18 protein-coding genes are annotated in these 13,378 nt (G+C 30.4%); 7 read left to right on the top strand and 11 right to left on the bottom strand.

The window, feature by feature from the left end:
• Nucleotides 1-16 precede the first annotated feature (16 nt).
• Genes Q0C16_RS06695 through Q0C16_RS06680 form a run of 4 tightly spaced genes read right to left on the bottom strand, consistent with a single transcriptional unit; the run spans nucleotide 17 to nucleotide 2,544 of the window.
• Nucleotides 17-1,318 (bottom strand): glycerate kinase, encoded by a 1,302-nt coding sequence (locus tag Q0C16_RS06695; protein WP_292320671.1) that lies wholly within the window; start codon nucleotides 1,316-1,318, stop codon nucleotides 17-19.
• Nucleotides 1,319-1,362: 44 nt separating this feature from the next.
• On the bottom strand, nucleotides 1,363-1,818 hold the full coding sequence (locus Q0C16_RS06690; RefSeq protein ID WP_292320669.1) for a hypothetical protein: 456 nt from the start codon (nucleotides 1,816-1,818) through the stop codon (nucleotides 1,363-1,365).
• Nucleotides 1,811-2,206 carry a hypothetical protein gene (locus tag Q0C16_RS06685; RefSeq protein WP_292320667.1) on the bottom strand — a complete coding sequence of 132 codons (396 nt, stop codon included), beginning with the start codon at nucleotides 2,204-2,206 and terminating at the stop codon, nucleotides 1,811-1,813. The genes Q0C16_RS06690 and Q0C16_RS06685 overlap by 8 nt, the downstream gene beginning before the upstream one ends.
• A gap of 11 nt (nucleotides 2,207-2,217) precedes the next feature.
• Nucleotides 2,218-2,544, bottom strand: coding sequence for a hypothetical protein (locus Q0C16_RS06680; protein WP_292320665.1), 327 nt, complete (start codon nucleotides 2,542-2,544; stop codon nucleotides 2,218-2,220).
• A gap of 153 nt (nucleotides 2,545-2,697) precedes the next feature.
• Between Q0C16_RS06680 and cyoE the strand changes: the two genes are divergently transcribed.
• Nucleotides 2,698-3,549, top strand: coding sequence for a heme o synthase (cyoE, locus tag Q0C16_RS06675; protein WP_292320663.1), 852 nt, complete (start codon nucleotides 2,698-2,700; stop codon nucleotides 3,547-3,549).
• 10 nt (nucleotides 3,550-3,559) lie between these two features.
• Nucleotides 3,560-4,279, top strand: a complete 720-nt coding sequence (locus tag Q0C16_RS06670; protein ID WP_292320661.1) for a hypothetical protein — start codon at nucleotides 3,560-3,562, stop codon at nucleotides 4,277-4,279.
• A gap of 4 nt (nucleotides 4,280-4,283) precedes the next feature.
• Here Q0C16_RS06670 and moaA read toward each other — a convergent pair whose 3' ends face one another.
• The gene (gene moaA / locus Q0C16_RS06665; protein ID WP_292320660.1) at nucleotides 4,284-5,306 is read right to left on the bottom strand and encodes a GTP 3',8-cyclase MoaA; all 1,023 of its coding nucleotides are present in this window, start codon (nucleotides 5,304-5,306) and stop codon (nucleotides 4,284-4,286) included.
• Nucleotides 5,307-5,444: 138 nt separating this feature from the next.
• Between moaA and Q0C16_RS06660 the strand changes: the two genes are divergently transcribed.
• From Q0C16_RS06660 to Q0C16_RS06650, 3 genes are all read left to right on the top strand, one after another.
• Complete coding sequence (locus Q0C16_RS06660; RefSeq protein WP_292320659.1) at nucleotides 5,445-6,341, top strand: hypothetical protein; 897 nt, start codon at nucleotides 5,445-5,447, stop codon at nucleotides 6,339-6,341.
• Nucleotides 6,342-6,422: 81 nt separating this feature from the next.
• Nucleotides 6,423-7,124, top strand: a complete 702-nt coding sequence (gene amrA / locus Q0C16_RS06655) for an AmmeMemoRadiSam system protein A (protein ID WP_292320656.1) — start codon at nucleotides 6,423-6,425, stop codon at nucleotides 7,122-7,124.
• A gap of 141 nt (nucleotides 7,125-7,265) precedes the next feature.
• Entirely contained in the window at nucleotides 7,266-8,018 is a 753-nt protein-coding gene (locus Q0C16_RS06650) for a DUF357 domain-containing protein (RefSeq protein ID WP_292320654.1), read from the top strand.
• Between the two features lie 27 nt (nucleotides 8,019-8,045).
• On the opposite strand, the gene surE is transcribed toward Q0C16_RS06650, so the two are convergent.
• Entirely contained in the window at nucleotides 8,046-8,849 is an 804-nt protein-coding gene (gene surE / locus Q0C16_RS06645) for a 5'/3'-nucleotidase SurE (protein WP_292320653.1), read from the bottom strand.
• A 21-nt stretch (nucleotides 8,850-8,870) separates the two neighbouring features.
• Nucleotides 8,871-9,305 carry a CBS domain-containing protein gene (locus Q0C16_RS06640; RefSeq protein WP_292320651.1) on the bottom strand — a complete coding sequence of 145 codons (435 nt, stop codon included), beginning with the start codon at nucleotides 9,303-9,305 and terminating at the stop codon, nucleotides 8,871-8,873.
• A 249-nt stretch (nucleotides 9,306-9,554) separates the two neighbouring features.
• On the opposite strand from Q0C16_RS06640, the gene rpiA reads away from it, so the two are divergent.
• Nucleotides 9,555-10,259: a ribose 5-phosphate isomerase A gene (gene rpiA / locus Q0C16_RS06635; protein ID WP_292320649.1), complete on the top strand. Its 705-nt coding sequence runs from the start codon at nucleotides 9,555-9,557 to the stop codon at nucleotides 10,257-10,259.
• The gene (locus tag Q0C16_RS06630; RefSeq protein ID WP_292320647.1) at nucleotides 10,222-10,644 is read left to right on the top strand and encodes a hypothetical protein; all 423 of its coding nucleotides are present in this window, start codon (nucleotides 10,222-10,224) and stop codon (nucleotides 10,642-10,644) included. Before rpiA ends, Q0C16_RS06630 begins: the two co-directional genes overlap by 38 nt.
• A gap of 168 nt (nucleotides 10,645-10,812) precedes the next feature.
• On the opposite strand, the gene Q0C16_RS06625 is transcribed toward Q0C16_RS06630, so the two are convergent.
• From Q0C16_RS06625 to Q0C16_RS06610, 4 genes are all read right to left on the bottom strand, one after another.
• Entirely contained in the window at nucleotides 10,813-10,989 is a 177-nt protein-coding gene (locus Q0C16_RS06625) for a preprotein translocase subunit Sec61beta (protein WP_292320644.1), read from the bottom strand.
• 48 nt (nucleotides 10,990-11,037) lie between these two features.
• Entirely contained in the window at nucleotides 11,038-11,787 is a 750-nt protein-coding gene (locus Q0C16_RS06620; protein ID WP_292320642.1) for a geranylgeranylglyceryl/heptaprenylglyceryl phosphate synthase, read from the bottom strand.
• Between the two features lie 28 nt (nucleotides 11,788-11,815).
• Nucleotides 11,816-12,151: a hypothetical protein gene (locus tag Q0C16_RS06615; protein ID WP_292320641.1), complete on the bottom strand. Its 336-nt coding sequence runs from the start codon at nucleotides 12,149-12,151 to the stop codon at nucleotides 11,816-11,818.
• A gap of 69 nt (nucleotides 12,152-12,220) precedes the next feature.
• Nucleotides 12,221-13,378 (bottom strand): iron-containing alcohol dehydrogenase, encoded by a 1,158-nt coding sequence (locus tag Q0C16_RS06610; protein ID WP_292320639.1) that lies wholly within the window; start codon nucleotides 13,376-13,378, stop codon nucleotides 12,221-12,223.

Below are 13,378 nucleotides of genomic sequence, written 5' to 3'. Positions count from 1 at the left end.
AAAATAAATAAAATTTTTATTTTATTGCAACAACTATTATATTGTTTAAATTAGATCCTGTAGGTCCTGTTTTTATTAGCAGGCCTGCTTTATTTAAAACATAATAGCTATTATTATCTTTTAATTCTTTTTTAATATCTATTCCAAGAGATTTTATGTAATTTATATCTTCACTAGATAATAAGGTCCCTGCAGAATCGGTTGGGCCATCAATACCATCGGTTGCAAAAGCTAATATCGCCGCTCTTTTGTATGAAATTTGCTCATTAACCTTTAACCCCCAAGCTAGAGCTAATTCCATATTTCTCCCTCCAATGCCTTTTCCTTTTACTGTAACGCTTGTTTCTCCTCCTAGGATTAATGCGATTGGAGGTCTTAATGGAAGACCTTTATTTATTGAATCTAATGTTATTGAGGCTAAAGCATACCCAACATCTTTAGACTCTCCTTCAATTCTCGATGTCAGTATAATAGTTTTGTATCCTTTGCCTTTCAATAGTTTTGATATATGTTTCAATATTGATTCATTTTTTGCTATTATTTCATTCTTAATTTTTTTAAATATTTTATCGTTAGGCTTTGGCGTATCTCTTATTTTTCTATTGACTCCATCAATTAATACTTTTAAAACTGATTTAGGTATAGATTCTTTTAAATTATAATTTATTATCACATTAAATGCATCATTAAATGTTGTAGTGTCTGGAACTGTTGGCCCTGAGGCTATTTGATCTAATATATCTCCTGGAACATCACTGGCATATAGACCATAAGCCTTTTTTGGATATACAAATGTTGCAAGCCTTCCTCCTTTTATTTGAGAAACATGTTTTCTAACAGTATTTATCTCAGAAATGCTTGCTCCTGAATTTAAAAGTATTTTATTTAATTCTTTCAGATCATCTAAAGTTATAGGTCTTAAGGGTTTTTCGACAAGAGAAGAACCTCCACCTGATATTAAAAATAGAAACCCTACGTTTCCCCTGATTTTAGTCCACTCTATAATTGAATCTGCAGCCTTAATGCTATTTTCATCTGGGATAGGATGGCTTGATTCTATAACTTCTAAGTTTCCTTTAGGCCTTTTTGTTCCTTTAGGTATAACAACGACTCCTCCCTCAATTTTATCGTTTAGCATCTCGATTGCTCCGTTAACCATTGATGATGCTCCTTTTCCGAAAGATATTAATATAAATTTCTTATTAGCCATTCTATCAATTTTAAGCTTTTTTATATAATCTTTAACATAAATTGATAAATCGGATTTTATCAATATATGCTTTATTAGTTCATTTAAATCTTCTTTTGGGTTCTCCAATTCAATCACATAATAGTATTTATTTTATTTAATCTTAAAAATTTTTAACGTTTATTCTCAACAAAGTATTCTATAAAGGGAATTATAATTCCAGGAGCTATAATAAATGCTACGTAAATTAATAGTATTAGGGATAGATCTAAAGTCATGTAGACTTGTCCACCATTTGTTGATATAGGTCCAACACTTAATACACCTCCGTTAAAATAGCTTAAAACTATAAGTAATCCTAATAAAGAAGAGGAGGCCCTTAGCAATGGATTATATATTGTACCTTTCATTATTCTAGCAACAACATCTAATCCAACAAATAATCCTATGTATATGTATATTTCAGATGAAAAAGGTAATGCTAAGAGAGGAATTTGACTGCTTAAAGACGATGATAATAGAGTTAATAGATATGGTAAGAAATAAACATAAATTATTGAATAAAATATTCCTTCTAAAATTCCTAAGAATACTTGTTTTACTATCCAATATATTTTTTCTTTATCCAATTTTGTTCACTTCTGTTAAGTTAAAGTTATATAATCCTCCTATTTTCCCCGTTATACTAAATTCATATTGAACTGCGTTTTCAAAATAGTATGCTGGAATACATTTGTAAACAGTTTCATTCTGAAATAAATTCCCAGAAAATAGTATATTATTAACTGATTTTCCATTGCTATATATTAATTTCAAATCTATTGTGGCATTATCTACTTCAACTTCATTATTATACTTTATATTAAATAGTATTCCAATAGTACCATTACAATTAGTTTGGGTTTCTGTTATATTTAAAGGATTTTTTAAAAATCCGGTAACAAATCCGTATAATGGATAGGCAGCAAGCCCTAACAAAATTAAACCAGCAACAGTTGCTAATATGCCAAGTTTCAATCAGATCCCCATTATTTAATTAACTCTACTCCTTTTGATAATATAGTAGAGCCTGCAGCTAAAGCTATACCTAAGAATGCGACTTTAATTAATAATATTACTAGAGCTTCAGCAGTAAAAGATATTGGAATAGTATTTGATGAAGTTAAAGAATTCAAATTGCTTATAAAACCTGGGTTTAAAAAAGAGAGATAGGCCTCATAAAATACAAAGATTAGTAATGCAACTCCAATTGCTATTAATGTTATACCTATATATTTAGGTGTTTTACTATCTTTAGGCTTACTATCCACAGGTTTATTTTCTACTTTTTGCTGATTTTCATCTTTTGATGACAAAAGAGTATCACCTAATATTTAAACTGTGAAATTGGTTTAAATTTTTATATGTGGATAAATATTAGAAACAAAATATACTATTAATTGGAATTTAATAAGTATAAGTCCAACTATATAAGCTAAATATAAATAAGTTAAATTGAGGGACTAATAATGAGCTTTATTAAAAAATTAAAGGCTCTGTTAGAAATGACCAAACCAGCGCAGCTTGGGCTATTGCTTGTTACAGTTTTTGGTGCGTATTTTGCTGCAGGTACGCCAATTAACATAAGAAATCTCCTTTTATTGATACCCGTGGGTATAGGAGGTATAGGAGGGGTAACAGCTCTTAATATGTACTTGGAGATTGATATAGATTCTATAATGAAAAGAACAAGAAAGAGACCTTTACCATCTAGACAATTATCAAAAGGAGAAGCTATATTGGGAATCATATTGCTTATACTCATTGGTATCATAGCAGCTGATTTTATAAACAAATATGTTGTATTTGCTATAATTATGGGTCTTTTGTTTGATATAATAGGTTATACTGAGTTGACAAAGAGAACAACAGCTTCAAATATCTTGTTTGGAGGAGTGGCAGGTGCAATGCCGTCTTTAGGTGGTTGGGCTGCAGCAACAGGTAGTCTCGGTATAGGAGGTATTTTGCTTGCATTAATAGTATTAGCATGGATTCCTATGCATATTTGGTTTATAGTTTATTATCATATAGATGATTATAAGAACGCATCTATTCCAATGCTTCCAGTAGTGTCTAATGAAAAGACCTTTGGAAGTTTAGTTATATTTTCTATAATTTCTTTAGATGTATTGGTATGGCTTTTCTATTTATTGGAAGGAAGGGGTTTAATAGCTGCATCATTATCAACAATATTTGTTTTGATAGCACTATTAAAAATAAAGAAGTTTATAGGATCTCCATCAAAGGATAACGCTCTATCAGTATTTAAGTTCGCCAATTCAGTTATAGCAACATTTTTCATTTTAGCAAGATTTTTATAAGGTGAATTAAATGAGTAATTTATGTAAAGGCGTTTGGTTCTATGTATGCGTTTTTTATTCAATATCAGCTCTACTATTTACTCTTTCTATAATATTTATGCATTATATTATGATATCTTCTGCTATATTTTTGATATCAATAATTGAACCAATAGTATTTTTAAAAAGGAAATATTATTTTGTTTATGTCACATTATCTTTAATATCTATAGTTTTTATATTTACACAGTTAAAGATTATTTCTCTAATTTTACTAGCATTATCTTTAATTTATGTTACATTAAATGATTTCAAAGCAATAATACCTTCATCGCTTCTTGCCACTTCTTTTATCTATTTTATGCAACTTCCTTTATTGTTTGAAAAAATTCTTTTCTTTGTATTTCTTCTTTTATCGACTGTGTCTATGGGTTTTATAACTAAAAAATTGCATGCATTTGTTATGGTAGCTATTCCATTAATCTCTTTATTCACATCTCCCTTAGTAGGATTAATATCTTCATCTGTAGTTGTGTCTATAATGTCTTTTTATTTCAGGCAGCAAAACGAAGTTTGTCCCTTTACAACAGATGCTGGTCTTGCAATGGGGGGAGGATTTTTATCAGGAATAACAATAATATTATCAGCAATATATGGTTGGAATCTGTTTGTCTCATCTCTTTTAGTTTTAAGTGTGTTGCTTTTATTATCAGGCTCTATGAAACCTGAGAATATAAATTCAATAGAATAAATTTTTAACTTAATTTTTTGGGTATCTTTAACCTAAGGTTTCTGCCATTACTAACATATTGGTTTGTGTTTAGATTATACAATACATAAGGTTTTCTAAGAGTGTTTACTTCAATAAAGGCATTTATTGTATTTTTAATTGCAATATCCCTAGGTTTATTTCTAATTTTAGGTAAGAGATTTACTCCTGGTTTTCTCCAATTAATGCAAGGAATTAATGTGCCATCAGCTAATAGTCTCACCCTCATACAGCCAGCGCAAAACAAGGGATTATTATAAGATTTTACAACTTCGACTATTGCTCCGTTAGGCAGCTTATAAATAGGTCTATTATGCAGTTTCCTTAAAATTACGTTTGCTCCTTTCTTAATTAGGAGGTTTTCTATTAATGAGAGAGGGTAATGTAAACTACTAAATTGTTTTGAACCGGAATTGATCGGTTGGAGTTCTATAAGCTGTAGTGTTACCCCTTTACTTGCAGCAAACTCTACTAAATCCATTACTTCTCTATCGTTTAATCCATTTACTATTGATGTATTTATCTTAACTTTTAGTCCATTTTCTATAGCGGCCTCAAGTCCATTTAGTGCTTTTTCTAAACCATCAACGCCTGTTATTTTATAATAAGTTTCTCTATTTAGAGAATGTATTGATATGTTTACTCTATTTAATCCTGTATCCTTTAGTTTTTTAGCATATATATCAAGCAAGTAACCATTTGTAGTCATAGATATATCCGAGTTTTCAGAATATTTTCTTATATTATCAATTATATCTACTATATCATTTCTAACTAAAGGCTCGCCCCCCGTTATCTTAAATCCATTTATGCCTATCTTTGTTGCAGCCTCAGCTATTATAGAATAATCATAGGGTGTTAATTCTGGAGGCATCGTTCCTATTTTTTGAGGCTTGCCTATAGGATCCCCTTCCAAATGGCAAAATATACAATTGTAGTTACATTCCCTAGTTACAGCAATTCTTAGATTTTCTAGAGGTCTTCCGTACGCGTCTATTAGCTTTTGCATCAATTTTCCTCCTACATTAGTTAATAAAAATTGAAGATTTTATATAATAGTATATTTTTCTATTAAGGAAATAATTATGCATAGGGTATAATAAAGATATAATTATGATCAAAGTAGGGTTAAATTAGGCGGATAAGCGTGAGAGGAGGCATAATATCAATAGTTTCACCAAGTGAAGATAAAACAAAGCAAGCTGCAGAAAAAATGGGCAAACTTCAGGACAAGGGTGATTTAAATATATATTATAGAAAGCAAAATGATTACATTTTATCTACTATAGTCCCAACACAATATCCTTTATCTATTATAAACACATTAGTTGCAATCTCTTTATCAAATAAGATAATAATATTGCTAAATGACAATTTAGATTGGAAAGATGGAGAATTGTTATTAGCAGCAAATTCATCTGGTATTGATTCTATAGCGATTCATAATAACATAAATTTAATTAAGAAGCTTATAGAATCATCTAATATAAATGTTAAAGTAAGCTCCGATTATGAAAATGAAATAAAGTACCAAGAACCAGAATCAAGAAAAGAAGATTTTGTGTATATAGATAGAGTTTTTACAGTTAAAGGTGTTGGTGCTGTTATGCTGGGCTTTACATTTATGGATTTGAAGGTTCATGATAAGATGATAGCTCTCCCGTCAATGCAACCCGTTGAAGTAAAGAGTATACAAGTATTAGATGAAGATCAAGAGAGTGTTGGACCAGGGGTTAGGGTAGGTTTAGCTTTAAAAAATGTTAAGGCAGATGATGTAAAAGATACTTATGCATTAATTCCTGAAGACAAAAAATGGTTAAAGTCATTTGAGGGGGAATTCGTAAAATACCCGTGGAGTGAAATTAAAGAAAACGGTCAATATCATTTTATCTCTGGAGGAGTTATTTTAATGGGTCAATTAAAATTTGATGATAAGGCAAAAGTAGAATTAACAAAACCTATGCCTGAGTTTAAAAGAATTATGGTTGCTGATGTTAATGCCAAATCTGGTAAATCCAGGATTATAGGTTATTTAAAAATTTAATTAACGTAAAATATACTTTATCTTATTAAAAAACAAATAAAAATAAATATTCTATATTAACTTTCTTAGATAAATAATATTATGGGATTAACAATGAGTGAGGAAAATCTAAATAAGCCAGTTGATCCAGACGAAATTAATGATGATATAGGAAAAATTTTAGTAAAATTAGCAAGGCAAAGCGTTGAATATTATTTCAAAAATAAAGAGCTAATGAAAGTGCCAGAAAATTTACCTAAAATTTTGTATAGACCTGGAGCTGCATTTACAACTATAGAGACATATTATTCAGAAGAACAGCATAGCCTGAGGGGATGTATAGGATTTATTGAGCCAATAAAACCTTTAGCTAAAACTGTTATAGAAGTATCTGTAGAATCAGCATTTAATGATCCAAGATTTAACCCTATGGACGAATATGAACTAGATACAGTTACTTTTGAGGTTTCTGTTTTATCAAAACTTGAAGAAGCACCATTGGATAAAGAAGGGAGGATTAGCTTTGTAGTCATAGGTAGAGATGGTCTAGTTGCAGAAAGAGGATATCATAGAGGTTTATTATTACCCCAAGTACCTGTCGAAAATCTATGGGATAAAGAAACATTTTTGTCCGAGACATGCTTAAAGGCTGGTTTATGGCCTGACTGTTGGCTTGATAACAGAACAAGGATTTATAGGTTTAGGGCAATGGCTTGGAAAGAATTAAAGCCTAAGGGTGATATAGTAAGAAGGGATTTAGCTTTAGAATATAACGCATTAATTAATAGTTCAAAAAGTAAATGAAGTTTATGGAATTTTTATGTTATCTTTGTTATTAAATTCTAATAATTATATTAATTTCTTGTTGGGAATCTATTTAAGGATTTTGTTTGATATATAAATTTCAAAAAAGGCTAAATTATTTAGACCTAGAAAAAACTATTTATGAAGGAAGGAGGAAAAACAATGGATGATATCAAGTTCAGAATAGAAAAATATATAAACAACGTTGAAAATGCTTTGTCTGATCTAGAATTAAAAAAGAAATCAATAACAGAAAGGGGTTTTGATATATCACATTTGCTGGTTAATGTAAAAGCGTATTTAGATGATGCAAAATATTTTTTAAAAATTGATAAATTAGATGACGCGCTAATATCTATTTCTTATTCTGAAGGACTTATAGATTCATTAAAGTTCTTAAATTTAATAGATATAAAATGGCCTGAGAACCCATTAAAGGAAGCAAAAGTATTTGTTGCTGGCACTTTTGATATATTGCATCCTGGTCACATCCATTTATTAAAATTTGCCTCTCAATTTGGAAAGGTTTACGTTGTAATAGCCAGGGATATTAATGCATATAAAAACAAAGGTAGACCAACTATATTAGATGAAAATACAAGATTAGAAATGGTTTCCTCAATTAAATATGTTTATAGAGCCATGTTAGGGGATGAAAAGGACATTATAAAACCTATAGAAACAATAAAACCAGATGTTATAGTCTTAGGGCCAGATCAACCAATTCCTGAAGAAAAATTGGCATCATTAGTTGAAGCCAGAATTAATTATAAACCTGTGATAGTTAGGTTTAAAGAAAAGGATAAGTTTTCTGGAGACCTAAAAGGGTCGACTGATATTTTGATTAAGGGGTGCGAATATCTAGAAAAGTATGGGAATAATCTAAAATTTTAAAAATTAAAGTTTATTAATAATTTCAAGTTAACTTCTAATTTCCTTTGTTATTAAATTTGTTAGATCATTTAATTTGAGCAAGGTGTCTTTATTTAATCTATAAGGGAATAGACCCAAGTAAATAGGAGTTATCGCAATAGCCTTTTCTACGTGCACTGCATAAACATCAGTATCGTTTTTAGGTCTCACAGTGGAACCATATAGCCAATAATATTTTCTTCCTGCAGGATCTTTATTTGTACTTATCTTCTGAGTAAATTTAATATTAGCAGGTTTAGCAATTTTTACCTTAGTACTGCTATTAATAATAGATGGATAATTTACATTTAAGAGATGAACACCTTTGGGAAATCCGTTATCTAATACATATTTAGAAATTGTTTTATTTATTATATTTATATATCTATAATAATCTTCTCTAGTTATTTCCATTTCCTCTTTTACATCGGCAGAAAAAGCAATTGACGGAATTCCTACTATAGCTGCTTGAGCAGCTGCTCCAACGGTTCCACTAGATAGAATAACTTGAACGCTTGTATTATCTCCAATATTTACTCCTGAAACTACTAAATCTATTTTATCAAAAATTTCTTTTAAGGCAAGATATATAATATCTGAAGGTGTACCGTTTGTAGCGAAAATGTTTAATCCATTGATTTCCATAGGATAAAGCCTTAAAGGTTTGTGCAATGTAATTCCTAAACCTGTTGAGCTTTTTGGTGTTTCAGGTGCAACTATTTTAGCGTCTCCTAATTCTTTTACAGATTCGTAAAGTAACTTTAACCCTTTGCTATATACTCCATCATCATTTGTTATTAATATTTTTTTCAAACAATTCACCAATAATTAAAATCAATCCCCACCAATAATTTCACTAGGCTCAACTCCAATATCTATTTGTGTTATAAACTTTTCGAGCTCTCTTATAGATACCATGCACAAATAATTTCCTGTATCATCTACTATTGGCAGATGTCTAAAACCATAATAAGCCATAGTTTTTATAGCTTTTAAAACGCTCCATGAAGGATTGCCAACAATTGGATTTCTAGTCATAACATCTCCAATAATTATTTCATCAGTTTTTTTGTCTTTAACTAATACTTTATTTAACAAATCCCTTTCAGTAAAAATCCCTATAATTTTTCCTTGCTCATCAGTAACAGCTACCGCACCTATACCAGTTTCTACCATTACTTGTATGGCTTTGCTTACATTATCTTTAGGATATACTTTAGGCTGAAGACCAGGACAAATTGTGATAACAGGTGGACCTTCATCTTGCATTCTTATCACCATATAATTACTAAGAGAAAAGAAGATATTATATTTAAATTTGAATTTTCTATTGAACAATATTTATATGAAATAATATATTTTCTCTTAATAGAAAATTCAAATTTAAGTTATTATCAACATTATTTATTTCATTATTTTTAATAACTTAGTTTCAAAGGAAAAAGTTTAGACGTTATTTATTATATAGAAAATGTTAAAATTTAAGCATATTATCTATGAAATAAAAGGGAAAGAACAATGCAATGTGATGCAAAGAGAGAAGCAGCTAAAGGCGCTTTGGAATTAGTTAAGAAATTTATATCAAATTATAAAATTGTAGGACTTGGAACGGGTTCCACAACACAGGCATTTATAAAGGAATCAGTTGATTTGTTAATGAACAAGAAGTTGATAAGTTCAAGTAGCTCCACCTCATTGTTTTTATCTTCTTTGGGCTTAGAAGCAATTGAGTATAATCAGAAAGATAGCTATATCTATATAGATGGTGCAGATGAAGTTACAAGACAAGGGGAGATGATTAAAGGTAGAGGAGCTGCTTTATTAGGTGAAAAAATTTTAGCATATTCAGGGAGTATTAATATATTTGTCGTTAGCGAAGAAAAATTGGTAAATAAGCTTGGAGAAAAAAGACCTGTACCAATAGAAGTTGTGCCAAAGGCTTATCCATATATTTCAAATATTTTAAAAAAGAAAAATATAAAATATGAAATTAGGCAATGTCAAGCAAAGGATGGACCTATAATAAGCGATTGGGGCGGCTTTATTATAGACGTATATACAGGACCTATGGATAAACCAAAATATTATGATGATATGCTTAGATCAATTCCAGGAGTTGTTGAAACAGGAATATTTTTGAATTTGGCCGATTACATAGTTATAGGAAGAGAAAGCTGTGGTTATGATGTTATCGAACTCAAAAGAAAATCAAACGATATATGAAATTAATGAAAATTCTTTTATAGAGATACCTAGCAATTGGTCAAAAAGGGTTAATGAAATTGGTTTATCTAACAGATTTATTTTAATAAGTAAATATCCTGAGTTATGGGTTTACATGGGAAAGCATGGAGATCACTTAATATTATCTTCAAAGGGTTCACCTTTATATTGCAGTTGTAAAGGATTTAGGATGCAGATAGAAAAAAGAACTTACAAAGGATGTTCTCACATATATGCTCTTAAAATAGCTATAAAATCTAACAGATTTAGAGATTTATCAGGTAAGATAAGCATAAGTGATTTAAATAAAATAATAGAAGAAATTATGGAGATGGATTATAGCAGCTATTTAAGAGAAATTTTAGTGAAACATGAGATTTCTTAACAATTATAGGTTTTAATGTAAAGCAAGTTTATCTATCCTTAATGGCTATGAAATCTGTTTAATACATGTAGTATGAAGGAACTTTTAATAGTGTTTTAATTGAATTCATTCGCAAAATAACTCTGATAGCTCTTAAGAAAAGCAAGAACAAATTATATTTTTGTAGGTTTAGATTAATCTGGCAAAGATTACTATAATTGCTATAGCAACTGATATTATTATCAATGTCATAGGCGATATTTCTATTTTGCTATCATAGTCTTCATAGAATGCTATTAATCCAGCAGATGTCATAGGCGATGTTTGTTTTTTCTTTGAAGATCTTTTCTTGGGTTTTGTTGACATCCTTTCACCGCTTATATTATATTTGCGGGCCTTTTAATTTGTTTCGTATCAGTTTTCATTCTTAACCGCTTTTATCATATGGTATATAGAATTTGGATCTTTTTCAACGATGGTACCATTAACTATTCCATCAGCTCCAGCCTTTATAGCTTCTCTGGCTGCCTCAGGACTATTTATACCTCCGCCAACTATTAATAAACCGTTATATTCTATTTGGTCTAAAGCCCTTCTAACTAAAGATATGGTTTGAGGTGGTATTGGATAAGGAGCTCCGCTACCCGCTTCTAAATAAATTACTTTAGCTCCTAGCATTGCTCCTGCTAGAGAATAGGCAGCTGCTATATCGCCTCTTTCATAAGGAATTGGTCTTGCTTTTCCTATATATCCTGCAGCACCTCCATGACCTATTATTATATATGCTGTTGGTATTGTTTCAAGTCCCATTCTTAATATTATAGGTGCCGCTTGAGCTTGCACTCCACCTACATAATAAGGATCATCACTATTCAACAAAAGCATAAATAAAACTGCATCTGCAGATGCCGTTAAACCATTAATGTTACCTGGAAATAATATTACTGGTAAACCAGATTCTTTGCAAGATTTTACAAGTTCTGTTAAATGAGGCTCATAAACTCCCAAAGAGCCACCAATTAAAATTGCGCTAGATCCAGCTTTATATGCGCTCAAAGATATTAATCTTGCCATTTCAGGTGAAGTTTTATCTGGATCTATTAATGTTAGATGTATTTTATTTTTCTTTTCTTCTAATAATTTTTTAAATACTCTATCCTTCAATATTCCACCCATATAATATCTAAATATATCATTGTTTAGCATCTGCCTCCTCTTCAGTCTCACTTGTTTCTTCAGTCTCAATTTCTTCTTGTGTTTTTTCGCACTCATTTAATTTATTATCATAGCTTAAATCAACTATTTTATTATAAACATCTACTCTGTCTAAAACTTTAGGAACCTTAAGCTCGCAGTATAGATGGCAGTTTCCACATTTTGCTATTGCCATTTTTTCTTCTTCATTTCCTTTTATTTTAACAAAGTCTATAGTTAAGGTCATAGATCCGCATCTTGGACATTGGAAATACCTACTTGGATGTCTTGGCCTTTTTGGCTTTAATGATTTCTTTCTCCTTCTTCTCGCCACCAACGGCACCTCTTAAGTCTTTACAAAAAGTATCGTAAAATTCGCAGTTTAAATTTGTGAGCTTAAGAATTAAATGGAATTTTCTAACATATTAATTAGGACTTTTTCATCTATATTAACTCCATAAAGCCTATTTCTTAGCCTATCGGCAACAACTGGATTAGAAAATGCCCTTCTTATAGATTCTCTTAACATATCATGCCCAAAACCATAATCGCTAAGCTTTTTATTAAAGCCTACGGAACTTTGAAATTCTGTCAATATTTTAGTTACAATAGAAGGATCAGAATTTGGTTTAATATCAGGATTTAATGTTTTTAATATTTTTGTTGATTCATTTGGTGAAGACTTGTGTATCAATGGAGCTAATAATGGTCCTATAATAGCTAGCCCGCATCCATGAGGTAATGATGGTACTAAACCGCTCATTATGTTTTCTAATGCATGAATTATATTTGTTGGATTTAAATCTATGGAGACTCCAGCTATCATTGAGGCATAGAGAAGATAATATCTTGGATTTACATCATTTAAGTTTTGTATAGCAAGAGGTAAATTTTCTTTAATTTGTTTCGCAGCTTCTTCTGATAGCATTTGTACTAAAGGAGAACTGCCTGAGGTGGTAGTTGACTCATATGCATGATAGAAAGCATCAAAAGTTGTGCATAAAACTTCTTCCTTTGGCATGCTTAATGTATATTTTGGATCGTCGAAAGAAGCTTTTGGATAGCAAATGGCATTACCAAGTTTATCCCCTCTTTCTGTATCTGTTGTGTTAGCATATCTATTAGCTTCAGTTCCAGTTCCATGCGTTAAATTAACTGCGTATACAGGTATTATTTTTTCTACCTTTCTTTTATTATATAGGTAATCTATTGTTTTTCCACCGTTAGCAGCTACTGCCGAACCTAACTTTGCTGTATCTATAACGCTACCCCCACCAATAGCTATTATTATATCAGCACTATAAGAAACAATAATTTTTGCAAGTTCATCTGCTTGGGATGACAATGGATTAGGAGATACATTATCGAATATTGCATATTGTATATTAAATTCTTTTAATATTTTTATTGCATCATCTAATGCACCGCTTGCTTTTGCAGAGGTCTTACCTGTTGCAATTATTACTTTTTTAACATTATTTAGGTAATTTCTTAAGTTATCTAAGGAAGATGGTCCAAAATTTATCTCATCGTTGTTGTAAACCCATTTGAATTTTATCAT

This window comes from Caldisphaera sp. (assembly GCF_023256325.1).
Taxonomy (GTDB): Archaea; Thermoproteota; Thermoprotei_A; order Sulfolobales; family Acidilobaceae; genus Caldisphaera.
Note: the sequence above shows the minus strand (reverse complement) of the source record. Positions and strands in the feature narration are given on the sequence as shown.

Bases quoted from the DNA above. Each gene is read 5' to 3' on its own strand.
- cyoE (WP_292320663.1), top strand. From the start codon at position 2,698: ATGAGCTTTATTAAAAAATTAAAGGCTCTGTTAGAAATGACCAAACCA.
- Q0C16_RS06670 (WP_292320661.1), top strand. From the start codon at position 3,560: ATGAGTAATTTATGTAAAGGCGTTTGGTTCTATGTATGCGTTTTTTAT.
- moaA (WP_292320660.1), bottom strand. From the start codon at position 5,306: ATGCAAAAGCTAATAGACGCGTACGGAAGACCTCTAGAAAATCTAAGA.
- amrA (WP_292320656.1), top strand. From the start codon at position 6,423: ATGGGATTAACAATGAGTGAGGAAAATCTAAATAAGCCAGTTGATCCA.
- Q0C16_RS06650 (WP_292320654.1), top strand. From the start codon at position 7,266: ATGAAGGAAGGAGGAAAAACAATGGATGATATCAAGTTCAGAATAGAA.
- Q0C16_RS06640 (WP_292320651.1), bottom strand. From the start codon at position 9,305: ATGCAAGATGAAGGTCCACCTGTTATCACAATTTGTCCTGGTCTTCAG.
- rpiA (WP_292320649.1), top strand. From the start codon at position 9,555: ATGCAATGTGATGCAAAGAGAGAAGCAGCTAAAGGCGCTTTGGAATTA.
- Q0C16_RS06630 (WP_292320647.1), top strand. From the start codon at position 10,222: ATGTTATCGAACTCAAAAGAAAATCAAACGATATATGAAATTAATGAA.
- Q0C16_RS06625 (WP_292320644.1), bottom strand. From the start codon at position 10,989: ATGTCAACAAAACCCAAGAAAAGATCTTCAAAGAAAAAACAAACATCG.
- Q0C16_RS06610 (WP_292320639.1), bottom strand. From the start codon at position 13,378: ATGATAAAATTCAAATGGGTTTACAACAACGATGAGATAAATTTTGGA.